Here is a 16,651-nt window from a genome sequence, read left to right on the forward strand (position 1 = left end):
GATTATCCTCTTGCTGCCAGTGCGGCCACATGCTCATAGGCTTTGCCGCTGCGAATGGTTTTCAGCGCCTGCCGGGCATTGTGCCGTAAGTCTTCATGACCAAAAATTTTCAGCAACAGGGCGACGTTTGCCGCCACGGCTTCTTCGTGCGCCAGCTCGCCATTACCCTGAAGTAAACGGGTCAGAATGTCACGATTTTCTTCCGGGGATCCCCCGGCCAGCGCCTCCTGCGGATGATAGCTCAGGCCAAAATCTTCGGCAGTCAGCTGGTAACTGGTGATCTCACCGTCGCGCAGTTCTGCCACGTGTGTGGCACTGTGTAACGCCACTTCATCCATGCCGCCGCCGTGAACCACGGCCGCACGCTGATAACCCAGGACTTTCAGTGTCTGGGCGATCGGCAGTACCAGCTCCGGGCTGTACACACCAATCACCGCCAGCGGCGGGCGTGCGGGGTTAATCAGTGGGCCAAGCACATTAAAAATCGTTCGGGTCTTCAGCGCCTTACGCACCGGCATCGCATGGCGAAAGCCGCTGTGGTACTGCGGGGCGAACAGGAAGCAGACATTAAGCTCATCCAGTGCCTCACGTGCCTGTTCGGCTGGTAAATCGAGGCTGATGCCGAAGGCGGCCAGCAGATCGGACGAGCCTGACTTGCTGGAGACGCTGCGGTTACCGTGTTTTGCCACTTTCAGGCCACAGGCCGCGGCCACAAAGGCACTGGCGGTGGAGATATTGATACTGTTACTGCCATCCCCGCCGGTGCCGACGATATCGGCAAACGGATAGTCAGGGCGCGGAAAGGGTTTGGCATCTTCCAGCAGGGCAGTTGCTGCTCCGGCGATTTCCTGCGGTTGCTCACCGCGAACCTTCATGGCGATCAGCGCTGCCGCCAGCTGTGTTGGCTCCAGTTGACCGGTAATAATGGCGGAAAACAGCTGGTGGCTCTCTGCCTGCGTCAGGATCTCTGCCTGGTATAATTTTTCCAGAATCGTGTTCATCGCTATCTCCATGATTACGCCAGCGCCCAGGCAAGGGTTTGTTCCAGGAGGCGTGCGCCCTGACTGGTCAGAATGGATTCCGGATGGAACTGGAAGCCGCAGACGCGGCGGGCGTCATCACGGACCGCCATGACCATCCCGTTATAGGTCGCGTTCACTGTCAGACCGGCAGGGATATTGCTGCCCACCAGCGAGTGATAGCGTGCTACTGGCAGTGGGTTGCTTAATCCGGCAAACATGCCCTGATCATCATGAACAATCGCCGATGCTTTCCCGTGAAGAATTTCGCCGGCCTGGCCGACGTGGCCACCATAGGCTTCAACAATGGCCTGATGACCCAGGCAGATACCGATAATTGGGAGCTGGCCGCGTAACGTTTGCAGCAGCTCAGGCATACAACCTGCTTCGGAGGGCGCACCCGGGCCAGGCGACAGCATCAGCACGGGGTTTTCCATTTGCTGCAGGCGCGCCGTCAGTTGCTCTGCCGGGACGTTATTACGGTAAATCACCACGTTGTGGCCAAAGGTACGTAACTGGTCGACGAGGTTATAGGTAAATGAGTCGAAGTTATCGAGCAGCAGAATATCGGCCATCAGAACATCTCCTTACTGTGGTGCGCAGTAGCAATGGCACGCAGAACGGCACGCGCCTTATTGCGGCTTTCATCTGCCTCCGCCTGCGGATGGGAATCCAGCACCACTCCGGCGCCGGCCTGAACCGTCGCCACACCGTCTTCGACGTAGGCTGAACGGATAACAATGCAGGTATCGAGGTCCCCGCTGGCGGTGAAGTAACCCACGGCACCGCCGTAGCTGCCGCGGCGCGTACCTTCCGCTTTAGCAATCAGCTGCATGGCACGTACCTTTGGCGCGCCGCTCAGGGTGCCCATATTCATACAGGCCCGGTAGGCGTGCAGGACGTCAATATCGGCACGCAGCTGGCCGACCACACGGGAAACCAGATGCATGACGAAGGTGTAGCGATCGACTTTAGTCAGGTCGGCCACATAGCGCGTGCCGGGCTGGCAGATACGTGCAAGATCGTTGCGGGCCAGGTCGACCAGCATCAGGTGCTCGGCCATCTCTTTATGGTCAGTACGCATCTCCAGCTCAATACGGCTGTCCAGGTCGCGATCCAGCGTGCCGTCGGCATGGCGACCGCGCGGACGTGTACCGGCAATGGGATAGATCTCAATCTGATTGCTGAGGGCGTCATATTTCAGCGAACTTTCAGGCGAAGCACCAAACAGGCTGAAATCGCGATCCTGCATGAAGAACATATATGGACTGGGATTGCTGTTTTTCAGCGTGTCATAGGCCGCCAGCGGTGACGGGCAGGGGAGCGAGAAACGACGTGACGGTACTACCTGGAAAATCTCACCAATGCGGATCGCCTCCTGCATCTGGCGGACCACCTGGCAGTAATCCTCATCACTCTGGCTGATGCTCAGGGTCATCTTATCCACCGTCTGTACCGGCAGCGCGGTGGCCGGCTGCAACATCTGGCCACGCAGCTGTTCAATACGGCTTTGCAGGCGTAAAAACTCAGAGGGTGCGGAAGTGAACAGGCTGGCCTGCAGGCGCGCACTCTGCGTCTGGTGGTCGATCACCAGCAGCGTCTCAGCCAGGTAGAAACAGTAGTCCGGGCAGCGCTGCTCATTTTTAAGCTCAGGAAGGGACTCGAAACCGGCCACCAGGTCATAGGCAAACAGCCCGCCCAGCAGAACCGCTTCGCGCTCCTCAGCGGGTGAACTGACCAACTGGGGGATGAGCCGCAGCGCATCAAACACCGACAGCGCGCGCAGGTTGGCGTCTTCATCAAGAAATTCATGGTTAACCGGGAATACCAGCTCACGGCCATCCGGACGCACGCTGTTGTTCACAGAAGCGGGCAGAGCGGCATCCAGCAGCGGCAGCAGGGCACGACCATTTTCTGACAGGGCCTGCACCTGTACGCGATTATCCAGTGCAGTGATGCGCAGAGCGCTGTCGACAATCAGCAGACTCTTCAGGTTACGCTTACTGTCAACGTCAGCGGACTCCAGCAGCAGCGTTTCAGAACGTGCAGCGCAGAGCTGATGAAAAACCGCTGCCGGATCTTCACGGTAAGGGGCGTTGCCGGTGATCAACTTCACTCCAGGTCTGGCATTTTGCATGTGATGTTCTCTGTTTTTTGCTCAAAAAAAAGCCCGCGTCATGCGGGCCTGAGTATCTGCACTCTGTCTTTAGCGTGCATGACCACCTCGCCCGTTCAGGGAGAAGGACGCCACCAACCAGTCATCAGAGAGAATGAATATGTCATGATACAGATACCCTTGCTTGTGAACTTGCGTACTAGTTAACTGGTTCATGGGGAAAAAGTCAATACTCTTTTTGCCTCAGGATCAAATGTCGGTATCATGCTGCGATGTTTTTCTGTTTGCCGGAGTCCTTTTGACCGCAGTAGCCACCCCATTAAGCGCTTTCCCCATATATGACCTGCACAGCCACACGCGCGCCTCCGACGGTCTGCTGACCCCGGAGCAGCTGGTGCTGCGAGCGGTTGAGCATCGCGTAGGCGTGCTGGCTATCACCGATCACGACACCACGGAGGGCATCAAGCCTGCCCGGGAGGCGATAGCCCGCCATGCGCTGCCGCTGCAGCTCATTAATGGCGTGGAGATTTCTACGCTGTGGGAAAACCATGAGATCCATATCGTCGGGCTGGGGATTGATATCGACCATCCGGCGATGATCGCTTTCCTCGCGGAACAGAGCGCGCGACGGATGGCGCGAGCAGAGCTGATGGCCGCACGGCTGGAAAAAGCGCACATTCCCGGTGCGCTGGCGGGCGCGCTGGCCCTGGCCGAAGGCGGTGCCGTGACGCGTGGGCATTTTGCCCGTTTTCTGATTAACGCCGGAAAGGCGGATACCATGCAGCAGGTATTCAAAAATTACCTGGCGCGGGGCAAAACCGGTTATGTCCCGCCACAGTGGTGTACAATTAAACAAGCTATTGATGCCATTCATCATTCTGGTGGCAGGGCCGTGGTGGCCCACCCGGGCCGCTACGGCCTGTCGGCTAAATGGCTGAAGCGCCTGCTGGCTCACTTTAGTGAGCAGGGTGGCGAGGCGATGGAAGTGGCGCAGTGCCAGCAGGCACCGAATGAGCGTCAGCAGCTGGCACGCTATGCGCAGGACTACCAGCTGGCGGCCTCGCAGGGGTCTGACTTCCATCAGGCCTGTCCCTGGATTGAACTGGGGAAAAAATTATGGCTGCCGGGCGGCGTAGAAGCAGTATGGCACCGGTTTCCTGAAATTGCTGAATAAGTCTGTAGCGATGACGCGCAGAGAAAGAGGTGTGTAATGAGTCAATTTTTCTATATTCACCCGGACAATCCTCAGCCACGTCTGATTAAACAGGCGGTTGAAATGCTCAACAAGGGCAGTGTGATTGTTTATCCGACCGATTCGGGCTATGCCCTGGGCTGTAAGCTGGAAGATAAAAATGCGATGGAGCGAATCTGTCGTATCCGCCAGCTCGACGGCAACCATAATTTCACCCTGATGTGCCGGGATTTGTCGGAGCTGTCGACTTACGCCCATGTTGATAATACCGCGTTTCGCCTGATCAAGAATAATACGCCGGGCAACTACACATTTATCCTGAAAGCGACAAAAGAAGTCCCGCGCCGCCTGATGAGCGAGAAGCGTAAAACCATCGGGCTGCGGGTGCCGTCGAACCCGATTGCACTGGCCCTGCTGGAGGCGCTTAATGAGCCGATGATGTCGACGTCGCTGATGTTACCGGGCAATGACTTTACTGAGTCCGATCCCGAAGCTATTCAGGACGAAATTGGCAAGCTGGTCGATTTGATTATTCACGGCGGTTATCTTGGGCAGCAGCCGACCACCGTTATTGATTTAACGGAAAATACGCCGGAAGTGATCCGCGAAGGCGTGGGCGATATTCAACCCTTCCTGTAATTAATAATTAACAGGCCGCTGAGAATGGGCCTGTTAATTATTCTCATTCATTGTTGTCAGGATGTAGATTTTTCCAGCCACTCTTTAAAATCCTTATAGGGGATGTATAAAGAAACATCCTTAAGCGGAACTGGAGATTTGCGCGGTCTCTTTATTTCGTCGGTAAAACCTACAATGACGCCGCCAATCGTGTCATCGCTATTATATACGGCTCCCCCGGACATCCCTTTCACCACACCTGCATTTGAAGCCATCGCGACGCACGGGCGCTTATTCCACTCATTACGGATCCCCGTCAGCGCAAGGTTAACCCCCGCTGATTCCACTGGCATGGCGGAAATAAAGCTGTAGCCGTACATTTTTATCGGATCGCCGACCGCCCCGCTGCGGAATTTCGGCAGCGTTTTCAGATCATTTTTGTGGTAGATAATGGCGAGGTCACAGTAGGGATGATAAGCCTTTACTTTCTGAACAGAAAGTCTGGCGACATGCGCTGCGGTGAGGCTGTATTCAGGGGTGACAGGAATACTCGAGCCCAGTGCGCCGATGCCCAGAATGGTCGGAATACCGGTAAAATTCATGTCCACGCGTTTCATAGCTTCGCTGCTGTAGTCATATTTGCCTACAGAGCAGCCGGTCAGCATTAGCAATGCCAATGCCGGCAGGGTATTTTTAATTTTCATTATGATCACACTTTGTCGGACACGTCGGTAAAATCCCTGGTGAGGAGTTATGACGTGTAATGCCGATGCTGAGGATTACTCAGCGTTTTTTTTGGCGCTCTCGCGCCTGTTTTTTACTGCCTACAACGAAAAGAAAAACAAAAAGATTATGTGTCACGTTTAACGTGTACTTGTAATATATATTTATGTATCTATTTATGCGGCGCTCTTTTGCCTGAATGAATTGTACACAATCTAATTAGCAGAGCAAATTAATATGACGACGATCACTATAAAAGCCGGGATAATCCAGAATTAACTCAACCTGCAATATTAAAGAACTGATTATTTGATGTTTACACTCCGCTATTAACGTCTGATAGGGCTTATGTCAGCATAAAGTATCGTTAAAATGAACTCACCCGGTGTTTGGAACCAGAAAAATAAAGAAAATTGGGGTGACGGTCTGATTAGTGTGATTTTTGAAGAGGATTCAGGCCGACAGTCGCGTGGGCCGGGGCTGGCAGCTAAGTGACTCATCGGGAATTATCGTAAAGCAAGTGGCTGTTATTACAGTTAATTCAATTTGGAATGAATTCCCGACACCCGGCCAAATGATAAGTGATTATCATTTCATCACTTATCTTTACTGTTAAGTCTTATCAATGTGTATCGTCAGCGGCTTTGCAGCACGAGACATCCGTGTCGGGTTATACGCCAGTCCGATTGGAAGCGGTCAGCACCGGTAACAAACAGGGTTACAGCGCAGTAAAAAGTCTGTATAATGGCACGTGATATACAACTTAAGTTATTGAAAACAAAAGAAATTATGTTTTCACCATGACGCCTGGGAAGGCGACACAGAGGGTGCTCCATGAGCGAGAAGTTACAAAAAGTTTTAGCACGCGCCGGGCATGGTTCCCGTCGTGAAATCGAAACCCTGATCTCTGCCGGACGCGTCAGCGTCGATGGCAAGCTGGCCACACTGGGCGACCGTGTTGAACCCAGCGCATCAATGAAAATTCGTGTAGACGGCCATATTGTGCCCGTCAGTGAATCCATTACAGAAGTTTGTCGCGTTCTGGCGTATTACAAGCCTGAAGGTGAACTCTGTACCCGTAACGACCCGGAAGGGCGGCCAACGGTGTTTGACCGTCTGCCAAAGTTGCGCGGTGCCCGCTGGGTTGCCGTCGGCCGTCTGGACGTCAATACCTGCGGTCTGCTGCTGTTCACGACTGATGGTGAACTGGCTAACCGTCTGATGCACCCAAGCCGCGAAGTCGAGCGTGAATACGCCGTGCGCGTGTTTGGTGCCGTGGATGATGAGAAGATCAAACAGTTAAGCCGTGGCGTGCAGTTAGAAGATGGCCCGGCAGCCTTTAAGACCCTGAAGTTTACCGGGGGCGAAGGGATCAACCAGTGGTATAACGTCACGCTGACCGAAGGCCGTAACCGTGAAGTGCGCCGCCTGTGGGAAGCCGTAGGCGTGCAGGTCAGTCGGCTGATCCGCGTCCGCTACGGCGATATCGATCTGCCTAAAGGTCTGCCGCGTGGCGGCTGGACGGAGCTGGATCTGGAGCCGACTAACTACCTGCGTGAGCTGGTCGGTCTGGCACCGGAAACGGTCAGCAAAGTGCCGGTAGAAAAGGATCGTCGTCGTACCAAGGCGAATCAGATCCGCCGTGCGGTGAAGCGCCATACCACCACCACAACCAAAACCAGTAAGCCGGGCAGCAACCGCCGCTCATCGAAACGCCAGCAGGGCTAGCGCCCACGCTGAGACAAAAAAGGGACCTCCGGGTCCTTTTTTTATGGGCGCGGGTTACCAGTCAATCCCCTGCTGCGCCTGGATCCCGGCATCGAAGGCGTGTTTTACCGGACGCATTTCACTGACGGTATCTGCCAGCGCCAGAATATCCCGGTGACAGCCGCGCCCGGTGATAATCACACTCTGCCCGGCAGGGCGCTGCCGCAGTGCCTCAAGGACCTCCTCCAGCGGCAGATAGTCAAAACTCACCATATACGTCAGCTCATCCAGCACCACCAGGTCCAGCGTCGGGTCCTGCAGCATCCGCCTGCCGTGCTGCCACACTGCCAGGCAGGCGGCGGTATCGGTTTCACGATTCTGTGTGTCCCAGGTAAAGCCGGTGGACATCACCTGAAACTCCACGCCGTGGGGCTCCAGCAAATTACGCTCGCCGTTCGGCCACTCGCCTTTGATAAACTGGATCACCCCTACGCGTTTCTGATGGCCAACGGCGCGGCTGGCGGTACCAAACGCGGCAGTGGTTTTCCCTTTGCCGTTGCCGGTAAAGACCATCAGGATGCCGCGCACGTCGGTGGCTGCCGCAATGCGCGCATCGACCTGCTCTTTCAGACGCTGCTGGCGCTGCTGATGACGATCGGTGGCCATTATTCCGCCGCTCCCGCTTTGCGCCCGGGTTGCGCGTCAAAAGTCTGCCCGGTTTTAAGCCTGCTGTCATCGCCCATCAGCCAGAGATAAAGCGGCATAATTTCGGCCGGGGTCTTCAGCTTGCGGGCGTCTTCCTGCGGGAAAGCGCTGGCGCGCATTTTGGTTCGGGTGCCTCCCGGGTTAATGCAGTTTACCCGCAGTTGCCGCGCATCATACTCTTCGGCCAGCACCTGCATCATGCCTTCGGTGGCAAATTTCGATACGGAGTAGGCCCCCCATCCCGCGCGACCCTGGCGGCCGACGCTCGACGAGGTGAAGACCAGTGACGCTGCATCGGATTTAAGCAGCAGAGGAAGCAGTGCCTGGGTGAGGAAAAACGTGCCGTCAATATTGACGCGCATCACCCGTTGCCAGGTGGCCGGATCCTGCTGATCCATGGGGATGACATCGCCCAGAAGCCCGGCGTTATGCAGCACACCGTCAAGGCGCGGCACCTGAGTGGCCAGTGTCTCTGCCAGCGCACGGCAGCTTTCTGCGGTCGCTGTTTCCAGATCCAGGGTAAACCACAGCGCGGGAACCTGACTGTGCGCGTTCACTTCATCACAGACGCGTTGCAGCTTTTCCGCATTCCGGCCAAGCAACACTACCTGTGCGCCGTAGCGGGCATAGGAGAGTGCCGCTTCCCGACCTATACCATCGCTGGCACCGGTCACAAGAATAATTCGGTTATTAAGTAGATCGCTTTTCGGTTGATAGTACACGGGATGATCCTCTGGCGATGGGGGATATCAGGGGCAGACTGCGATTTTCGCCTGATGTAAGCCCTTGCACGGATTGAATAAAGTGTTTTATGCCTGAAAACGGCGCTGAGTTCAATCGTGCACCCGGGTTATTGGGACGCAGAAACGGGTTGCAGGCGACTCCTGAGCGTGACTCAGCTACACTAAGGCTGTCTCTAACACAATGTAAATCAAGGCGGATTGAGTGGATCTACTCTCTTATTATGGACTTTTCCTGGCGAAGACCGTCACCGTAGTGGTGGCGATCGTGGCAATTGCCATCACCATCGCCACCCTTGCCATGCGTAAACGTGCTCAGGGTGGGCAGCTAAAACTGACGCACCTCGACGAACGTTACCGCGAGATGCAGGACACGATGCGGCTGACGAAGATGAAGCCGCTCCAGCAAAAACTGTGGCATAAAGCGCAGAAGAAAAAAGATAAGCAGGAAGCAAAGACGGCAAAGCAGCAGGCGAAGCTGGGCCATGCGCCGGTGCAGGAAAAACCAACGATCTACGTGCTGGATTTCAAAGGCAGCATGGATGCCGGGGAAGTCTCTTCACTGCGTGAGGAGGTGTCGGCGGTGCTGGCGGTGGCGGCCGCAGGGGATGAGGTTCTCCTGCGCCTGGAGAGTCCGGGCGGCGTGGTGCACGGTTATGGCCTGGCTGCATCGCAGCTTCAGCGTCTGCGGGACAAAAAAATCCCACTGACCGTGGCCGTGGACAAAGTCGCGGCCAGTGGGGGTTACATGATGGCCTGTGTGGCCGACCGGATTGTTGCTGCGCCATTCTCTATCATCGGCTCCATTGGCGTCGTGGCGCAAATCCCCAACTTCAATCGCCTGCTTAAGCGTAATGAAATTGACGTTGAGCTGCACACGGCCGGTGAATACAAGCGGACGCTGACGCTGTTTGGTGAGAATACCGAAGAGGGGCGTGAGAAATTTCGCGAAGATCTGAACGAAACGCACGTGCTGTTTAAGCAGTTCGTGCATCAGATGCGGCCCTCGCTGGACATTGACCGCGTGGCGACCGGTGAACACTGGTACGGAACGCAGGCGCTGGAAAATGGTCTGGTGGACGCCATCAGCACCAGCGACGACCTGATCATCGAACGCATGAACGCACACCAGGTGATCGGCGTGCGCTATGCCCGTCGTAAAAGCGTGATGAGCCGTTTCACTGACAGTGCCTCTGCCAGCGTTGAACGTCTGCTGCTGCGCCTCTGGCAGCGTGGCGATAAACCGCTGCTCTGAGCCTGAGTTAACGCCCGCTTCTGCGGGCGTTATGCCGTTAAGACGCCGCCGGCGTCAGCAGGGACTCCTGCTCCAGCCTGTCACGCAGCAGCACAAAGGCGGTCAGCGTCTTCACCAGCTCATCAGCATCGGCACCCCGCAGGCACGCAGGGATCTGACCCGCCAGCCTCGCCAGTCTTTCAAATCCACAGCGTTGAAGCTCGGCTGCCAGGGCTTCGGCCTCCCGGCACGCACGCTGTTCCTGATGATGCAAGCCGTTATGCAGCCAGTCGACCAGCATCTGTTGGCAGCGCTGAAGCAGTTGCAGCGAGAGCGGCAGGGGGCTTTCAACGGCACCCGACGGCAGTGCCTGCGGCGGATGTTCGCCAGCATGCAGCACCCAGGCCCGTTTCGCGGTCATGACCACCAGAGGTTCCAGTATCAGTTTCCCCCCGGCCAGAGAAACCAGTCCGGAAACCTGACAGATTGGATCATCCGGCTGTTGCAGTACGTTGATGAAGCAATCAATGGCACCCGGTGCGGCCGGGGTGACACTCAGCGACAGACACAGCACGTTATCTTCGCCGGGGCCGCTGATGACTTCGGCTTCCAGCGTCTGACGCCCGGCATCCCAGCGGAGGCTCAGGCACTCACCCAGCGGCAGGATAAACAGGTTGTCGCTGTCACTCAGCGGGCGGGTAAAGGCGGGGGGACGATGCAGCAGATGCTCACGCAGCGCCACCACCCCGGGCTGACTGAGGGGTGAGTCCGTCATGGCCCAGGCGACGGGCGTCAGGGGCGCAACGGCATTGAGGCGATCGCGCGCGCTGAGGTGCAGTTCACCCCGGGCATCACGCTGCGCCGCCTGGGAAATAATCTGACCGCCCGCCAGCATATCAGCCTGAAAGCCGGCAATGCGCCGCTGCCAGCCCGGGGCGTTCTCCTGTTCCGCCAGAGGCCACTGCCGGGAGAGATGTAACACACTGCCGGTATCAGGGTCGGTAAACCAGATGCGCACGCCATAATGCAGCGCGTTCTGCCAGCACTGCATACCCAGCGACACCAGGCGCAGATGATCGAGCCTGACCTGATCCTGCACCCCAAGCCCAACCAGGCTGCGCCAGGGTTGCGCGGGCGTCCGATCGTCAGCGGCAATGCCTGCCATCTCCCGGGCAGCGCACAGACGGGCCGTCAGTGCGGCGAACTGGCTGAGAAACGCTCCTGCACGATAGTGGGAAGCGCGTTGATGAAAGTCATCAATGCCTTCCGATACCTGTTGCAGTGCCAGGGTGACCCAGCGCCAGTCCGCCTGTTTTGCCTGGCGCCGGGCGCGAATAAGAAGAGGCGTAAACGTGACGGCGGGCTGGCTGATGCCGCCGCTCCACAGGGCATAACTCAGGTCATTCAGCTGCGCCAGACCGTCCTCCTCCGGCATCTGTATCGCGGTTGCCCCCGGCTGCCCGGCTGCGGTCTGCCAGGTAAGATGGTCGAAACCAGGATGACGGGCTTCGGCCGCGGCGAAGGCCTGTACCGCAAGAATAATATGTTCACACAGCGTGCCTTCAATACAGTCACAGCGGGCAAAACGCATACTGCTGCGTGAGAAAAACCGCACGTCGCTCATTGGCAGCCTGGCGGCAGGCACCTGGCCGGGAGCACAGTGAAGCTCAATGATCAGGCCTTTATCCGCCAGCAGCTGCGCCCGCTGGCGCGTCGCCGCAGGCAGGGAGGTGAGTTCGGCCAGCCAGTCTCCTGGCTGCCAGCGTGTGTCTGGCAGCGCTGCTGCCGGAGCATGGCTGTGCTGATACCCCAGCACCAGCATTACCCGATGACGACACATACCGCTGGCATTGCAGGTGCAGCTCGCCTCTTTCAGCGCCTGGCCTTCGTTTAACCGGGTCAAGGTACCATCGCTGAACTGTGCGGTCAGCACACCTCCTGCATCGCTGAACAGCGGCAGGTTTCCGGCGGCGATCTCCTTCTGGCTGCGTTTAACAAAACCTGCGTTGCTTAGCGCGGTCAGTGCCTGGGGCGTCAGTTCGAGCAGTTCATTGCGCACGGGAGCACTCATGATTGTAAATTCTCTGCCAGCCACGCTGCCAGTTCTCCCGGCGTCATCGCGGCAATCTGTGCACCGGCATTAACCAGCCGCTGGGCCATTTCCCGGTCATAGCTCGGCGCGGCTTTATTGTCCAGTGCGGCCAGTCCAAGGACTTTGCTGCCATCCTGCACACACTGTCTGACCTGGTTGACCAGCAGGGAGGGAGAACCGCCCTCGAAGAAATCGCTGACCAGCACAATGGCGCTTTTTTCCGGCTGCGTAATGAGTTGCCGGGCGTACTGCACGGCTTTACCGATATCCGTGCCGCCGCCCAGTTGCACTTTCATCAGCAGGTCAACCGGGTCCTGCACGTCGTCCGTCAGGTCAACCACACTGGTATCAAACGCCACCAGATGAGTACGAATGCCCGGAAGCTGCCACAGACAGGCGGCCATCACCGCTGAGTGGATCACCGAATCCACCATCGATCCGCTCTGATCGACCAGCAACACCAACTGCCATTTTTCACTGTGACGTTTAACCCGGCTGAGAAACACCGGGGATTCAATATACAGACGACGGCGATCCGGATCCCAGCGATGCAGGTTATCTCGCAGCGTACTTTTAAAATCGAAGTTACGGGCGATAGCGACCGGTGACCGTCGCCGCCGGTCGCGGGTGCCGGAAAAGGCCTGGCGGACGTCGGTCGCCAGCCGCGCCATAATCTGTTCCACGACCTGGCGCACCAGGCGACGTGCGGCCTGTAATACCTGCGGATTCATCAGGTGCTTGGTATGCAGAACGGCGCGCAGCAGGCCTTCAGAGGGGGCGATGCGTTCCAGGACATCCAGATTGGTGACCACGTCATCAATGCCAAAGCGCAGCACGGCGTCACTTTCCAGACGCTCAATCACCTCCGCGGGGAATAGCTGGTGGATGGCATTAATCCATTCTGGCGTGCTGAGCTGTGAACCCTCCATCCCGCCGTGACGTTCACCACGCTGGATCCGCTGCGGATCGCGCCCGTACAGCCACTCCAGGGCATTATCAATGGCGCGGGCCTGTTCATCCAGCCCACTGAGGCTGTTTTCTGCCGCCTCTCCGAGCAGCAGACGCCAGCGCTGCAGCTCAGGGCTGGATAAAATATCAGAGAGTTCAGGCATCAGTGTTCCTTTACAATATGCCCCAGGCGCGCAGTTGATCGGCTGCGCGTTGATCCTGCTGCTGGTGACGGAAAAGTTCGGCGGGTGTGCAGGACGCCACCTGCGGGGTCTGTAACAGATGTTCAGGCAGGTGTGGCAGCTGATAATGCGCCAGCACCTGACGCGCCAGCGCTGCCCGTTCACGCGGTGGCAGCCAGGCGAGCGCCGCCCGCATATCGGGCAGGGCGCGAATGAACTGATCATCGTCCAGCTGCATCAACTGCTGATTGAATCCCCCGACAAACGCGGGATGCGAGGCCAACTGATGACGGGCAAGCGCAATCAGGCCATGCAGTGCTTCCCCCAGACGATCGGGGGGAAGATCGTTCAGCAGCGCCAGCGCCGCCTGGGTATCGGCATCGGGATGCTCCAGCCGGATGAGCGCGCCCAGCGCCGCACCCCGACTGAGGGCACAGGCGTCTTTCGCCCGGTACCGGCGGGTCAGCACGGCCAGTGCGCGCGGCAGAGGCACCAGTTCGCCCGCGGGCTGGCGGTTCTGTTCATCGCGCAGAATATGGCACAGCGCCTGCCAGCTGTGCAGATGGGAACTGACCTGAGGGGAGCCAATCAGCCCGGTAGACTCCGCCAGCCACAGGGTACGATCAATCGCCGCCCGCAGGGTGGTTTGCAGAACAGCCGCGTCGCGCATGCCGTTGAGGGGATCGTGACGCCACAGGGCGTAAAGCACCTCCAGCGGCGGGCCCATGGCTTCAAAATCACACTCAACCGCAATCTGCTGCTCCAGCCGGGTCAGTAACACCTGGCTGAACGATGACAGTCCGGCGAGGGTTGCGCGCTGCAGCCAGCCCGCCAGCAGGGCAATGCCCTCTGACTCCGCCATGGCAGATGACAGCCGGTGACGGGCCGCTTCCTCCAGCGTTGCGCCATAGCGTGCGGCTTCGATCAGGGCGGCGTGCTGCGCTAACGGCCGCGTCAGCGCCCACTGCTCGTCGCCGTCGCCGGACAGCGCCAGGGTGCTACCGGACAGGCAGATTATTCCCGGGATCTCCAGTACGGCAAGACGGTGCAGGACCTGACTTTGCTGCAGGCCTGTCGCGTCGTAACGGTTAAGCGACAGCGTGGCGGGCAGGGTGATGTTAACCCGCGTCAGTTCGTGGCTGACATCCTGAGGCAGCGGCGGCTGCGGGGTGGCGGCCGCCAGAATACCAAACCGCTGGCCTGCGAGTATATCAACCAGCACGATAAGAATAGGATCGGTTCCGGCCTGCAGCGTTCCGCGATAGCTCCATGGCAGCGGCGCATTGAGGGCTTCTTTGATCAGGCTACCGGCGAGCGCATCCAGCCAGTCGTTACGCAGAGGAAGCCGGTGTCCACGCAGGGCCGCCAGCGCCAGCGCCTGGCTCAGGACATTGGCCATATCCGCCGTCGATGCCGGCAGATGACGCTGACGCAGCGCAGCCAGCACTGCTTCGAGCAGTTGCAGTCCGGCCTGTCGCTGGCCAACCCGCCAGCACCAGTCCTGCCAGACCGGGGCGGGCATTCCCGACAGGTAGCCCGCCAGGACATCCAGTCGCTTTTCACTGTAAGGCGTCAGATAGCTGCCGCTGACGGCACCCGGCTCCGCCGGTTCAGGGGCTGGAGGCCGTTCCGTGGGGTCAGCATCCCGCCACAGACGGCTGAGGGCCGGGGCGTGCCAGCCTCCGCAGACCACCAGCACCGGACCGCTGTTCTGCGCAACCGCCCAGGCGATCCAGCTTGCCATGTAGGCTTCACGTTGCCGATCCTGTTCGCTGCCGCAGCTGCCCTCACGCAGCTGTTCAAACCACAGCGCCAGGGCCTCCGGCAGGCAGGCCTGTTGCGCCTCATCTTCGAAAAGATGATCCCACAGCGCATCACTGCTCTCCATACCACAGGCGTCGAGCATGGCCTGCTGGCGCTGATGATAGTGTGTGTCTGCGTCGTCAGTGTCATCGGCAGACAGGGCCCAGACGGGCAAATCGATAAAGCAGGCCTGTGCGCCGACCACTTCTGCGGCCTGCAGGGCCTGCCACTCCGGGGACCACTCGGCAAAAGGGGTCCAGGCACCCGTTCCGGGCCTCTGATGATCCTGAAACTGACAATAGCTGTAGATGGCGACCGGCAGGGTATGCGGCAGCCGCAGCTCACCGAGGCGGGGCGTAAAATCGGCAGGCCCTTCAATCAGCACCCAGGCCGGGCGGAGCTGTTCGACACTGTCACGCACCAGCCGGGCGCAGGCGGGGCTGTGATGGCGAATGCCGATAATCAGCGGGGCTATGGAGGCGACGGTCATGGCAGGCGGTGGCGAGCCTGATAGTAGGCCTGCCAGTGTGCCCCCGGACGGCTGCCGACCCGCTGTTCAAAATAGCGTCGCAAACGCGCCCGGTCATCCTCATTATCTTTAACGATAGTGCCTCCGATACAGTCCACCAGATCGGCTGGCTCGCTGGCGCGTTGTTCAAGAAACCAGGCGCGCACTCCGACCGCATGGGCCACGTTAACCGCTTCAGCGGTAGACATAATCGCGTTCAGACTGTCCATCGCACTTTTTTTCTCTCCGCCACTGCGCAGGTCACGAAAGGTATGAACCAGCAGTTCCAGCACGTCGTCCGGTACTTTGTGCGGAATGCCGCTATGCGCCAGCAGGCGGGTCGACGCGGTGGACACTAAATCCAGCTCCTGCTGGAAATTCATAATCGGGAATACGGTTTCGAAATCAAAACGTCGCTTTAGCGCTGCGCTCATCTCATTCACTCCCCGGTCGCGGGTGTTGGCCGTGGCAATGATATTAAAGCCTTCCCGTGCATACAGCTGGCTCTCTTCGCCACTGAGCTCCGGCACTGCCATCACGCGATCGGACAGCATACCCAGCAGACAATCCTGCACCTCCAGTGGGGCACGGGTAATCTCTTCGAAGCGCACAATCTTACCGTCACGCATTCCCTGATAGAGTGGCGCCGGGACCAGGGCGGCAGTCGAGGGTCCCTGGTTGATTAACAGGGCATAGTTCCAGGCATATTTGATTTGATCTTCAGTGACTGAAGCTCCGCCCTGGATGGTCAGCCCCGCATCGCCGCTGATGGCCGTGGCCAGCAGCTCTGATAACAGCGACTTTGCCGTACCGGGCTCGCCAACCAGCATCAGGCCACGTCCGGTGGCCAGCGTGACCAGCATCCGCTCCACGCTGGCCACCGAGGTTACCACCTTGGAGGTGATGCCGCGTTCGCTGTCGCCGAGAATAAAGGCGCGGGCGGCGGGCAGGCTCAGCTGCCAGCCCGGCGGCCTTGGCCCGCTGTCATCCTGCTTTAGCCGCGCCAGTTCCGCGGCGTAGAGTACGGCGGCCGGGGGCCGTTGTAACATGTCAGACATGGTCTT

General features: G+C 58.5%; 12 protein-coding genes, 1 pseudogene and 1 other annotated feature. Of the genes and pseudogenes, 4 read left to right on the forward strand and 9 right to left on the reverse strand.

Annotation, left to right across the window (positions count from 1 at the left end; genetic code table 11):
- Positions 1-2 precede the first annotated feature (2 nt).
- Together trpD and EPE01S_RS03125 are read right to left on the reverse strand one after the other, a co-directional pair.
- Positions 3-1,594: pseudogene (trpD, locus tag EPE01S_RS23870) on the reverse strand (bifunctional anthranilate synthase glutamate amidotransferase component TrpG/anthranilate phosphoribosyltransferase TrpD).
- Positions 1,594-3,156: an anthranilate synthase component 1 gene (locus EPE01S_RS03125; RefSeq protein ID WP_062743140.1), complete on the reverse strand. Its 1,563-nt coding sequence runs from the start codon at positions 3,154-3,156 to the stop codon at positions 1,594-1,596. Before EPE01S_RS03125 ends, trpD begins: the two are co-directional and overlap by 1 nt.
- 23 nt (positions 3,157-3,179) lie before the next feature.
- Positions 3,180-3,278 (reverse strand) — a sequence feature (Trp leader region).
- A 155-nt stretch (positions 3,279-3,433) separates the two neighbouring features.
- Here EPE01S_RS03125 and rnm point away from each other — a divergent pair.
- Both rnm and EPE01S_RS03135 read left to right on the forward strand, forming a co-directional pair.
- Positions 3,434-4,309: an RNase RNM gene (gene rnm / locus EPE01S_RS03130; RefSeq protein WP_062743418.1), complete on the forward strand. Its 876-nt coding sequence runs from the start codon at positions 3,434-3,436 to the stop codon at positions 4,307-4,309.
- 36 nt (positions 4,310-4,345) lie between these two features.
- Positions 4,346-4,966 (forward strand): L-threonylcarbamoyladenylate synthase, encoded by a 621-nt coding sequence (locus EPE01S_RS03135; protein ID WP_062743141.1) that lies wholly within the window; start codon positions 4,346-4,348, stop codon positions 4,964-4,966.
- A gap of 56 nt (positions 4,967-5,022) precedes the next feature.
- On the opposite strand, the gene EPE01S_RS03140 is transcribed toward EPE01S_RS03135, so the two are convergent.
- The gene (locus EPE01S_RS03140; RefSeq protein WP_062743142.1) at positions 5,023-5,649 is read right to left on the reverse strand and encodes a S1 family serine peptidase; all 627 of its coding nucleotides are present in this window, start codon (positions 5,647-5,649) and stop codon (positions 5,023-5,025) included.
- An 853-nt stretch (positions 5,650-6,502) separates the two neighbouring features.
- Here EPE01S_RS03140 and rluB point away from each other — a divergent pair.
- Entirely contained in the window at positions 6,503-7,396 is an 894-nt protein-coding gene (rluB, locus tag EPE01S_RS03145) for a 23S rRNA pseudouridine(2605) synthase RluB (protein ID WP_062743143.1), read from the forward strand.
- 54 nt (positions 7,397-7,450) lie between these two features.
- Here rluB and cobO read toward each other — a convergent pair whose 3' ends face one another.
- Both cobO and EPE01S_RS03155 read right to left on the reverse strand, forming a co-directional pair.
- On the reverse strand, positions 7,451-8,041 hold the full coding sequence (cobO, locus tag EPE01S_RS03150) for a cob(I)yrinic acid a,c-diamide adenosyltransferase (protein WP_062743144.1): 591 nt from the start codon (positions 8,039-8,041) through the stop codon (positions 7,451-7,453).
- Entirely contained in the window at positions 8,041-8,802 is a 762-nt protein-coding gene (locus EPE01S_RS03155) for a YciK family oxidoreductase (RefSeq protein ID WP_062743145.1), read from the reverse strand. Before EPE01S_RS03155 ends, cobO begins: the two co-directional genes overlap by 1 nt.
- Before the next feature lie 223 nt (positions 8,803-9,025).
- On the opposite strand from EPE01S_RS03155, the gene sohB reads away from it, so the two are divergent.
- Entirely contained in the window at positions 9,026-10,075 is a 1,050-nt protein-coding gene (sohB, locus tag EPE01S_RS03160; RefSeq protein WP_062743146.1) for a protease SohB, read from the forward strand.
- Between the two features lie 37 nt (positions 10,076-10,112).
- On the opposite strand, the gene EPE01S_RS03165 is transcribed toward sohB, so the two are convergent.
- The 4 genes from EPE01S_RS03165 to EPE01S_RS03180 are packed head-to-tail and all read right to left on the reverse strand — an operon-like array spanning position 10,113 to position 16,645.
- Complete coding sequence (locus EPE01S_RS03165) at positions 10,113-12,125, reverse strand: YehQ family protein (RefSeq protein WP_062743147.1); 2,013 nt, start codon at positions 12,123-12,125, stop codon at positions 10,113-10,115.
- A complete protein-coding gene (locus EPE01S_RS03170; RefSeq protein ID WP_062743148.1) occupies positions 12,122-13,258 on the reverse strand; it encodes a vWA domain-containing protein in 1,137 nt (378 codons plus the stop codon). The genes EPE01S_RS03165 and EPE01S_RS03170 overlap by 4 nt, the downstream gene beginning before the upstream one ends.
- A gap of 10 nt (positions 13,259-13,268) precedes the next feature.
- The gene (locus tag EPE01S_RS03175; protein ID WP_062743149.1) at positions 13,269-15,569 is read right to left on the reverse strand and encodes a DUF5682 family protein; all 2,301 of its coding nucleotides are present in this window, start codon (positions 15,567-15,569) and stop codon (positions 13,269-13,271) included.
- Entirely contained in the window at positions 15,566-16,645 is a 1,080-nt protein-coding gene (locus EPE01S_RS03180) for an ATP-binding protein (RefSeq protein ID WP_062743150.1), read from the reverse strand. Before EPE01S_RS03180 ends, EPE01S_RS03175 begins: the two co-directional genes overlap by 4 nt.
- Between the last annotated feature and the right edge of the window lie 6 nt (positions 16,646-16,651).

It is taken from the genome of Erwinia persicina NBRC 102418, from assembly GCF_001571305.1.
Classification (GTDB): domain Bacteria; phylum Pseudomonadota; class Gammaproteobacteria; order Enterobacterales; family Enterobacteriaceae; genus Erwinia; species Erwinia persicina.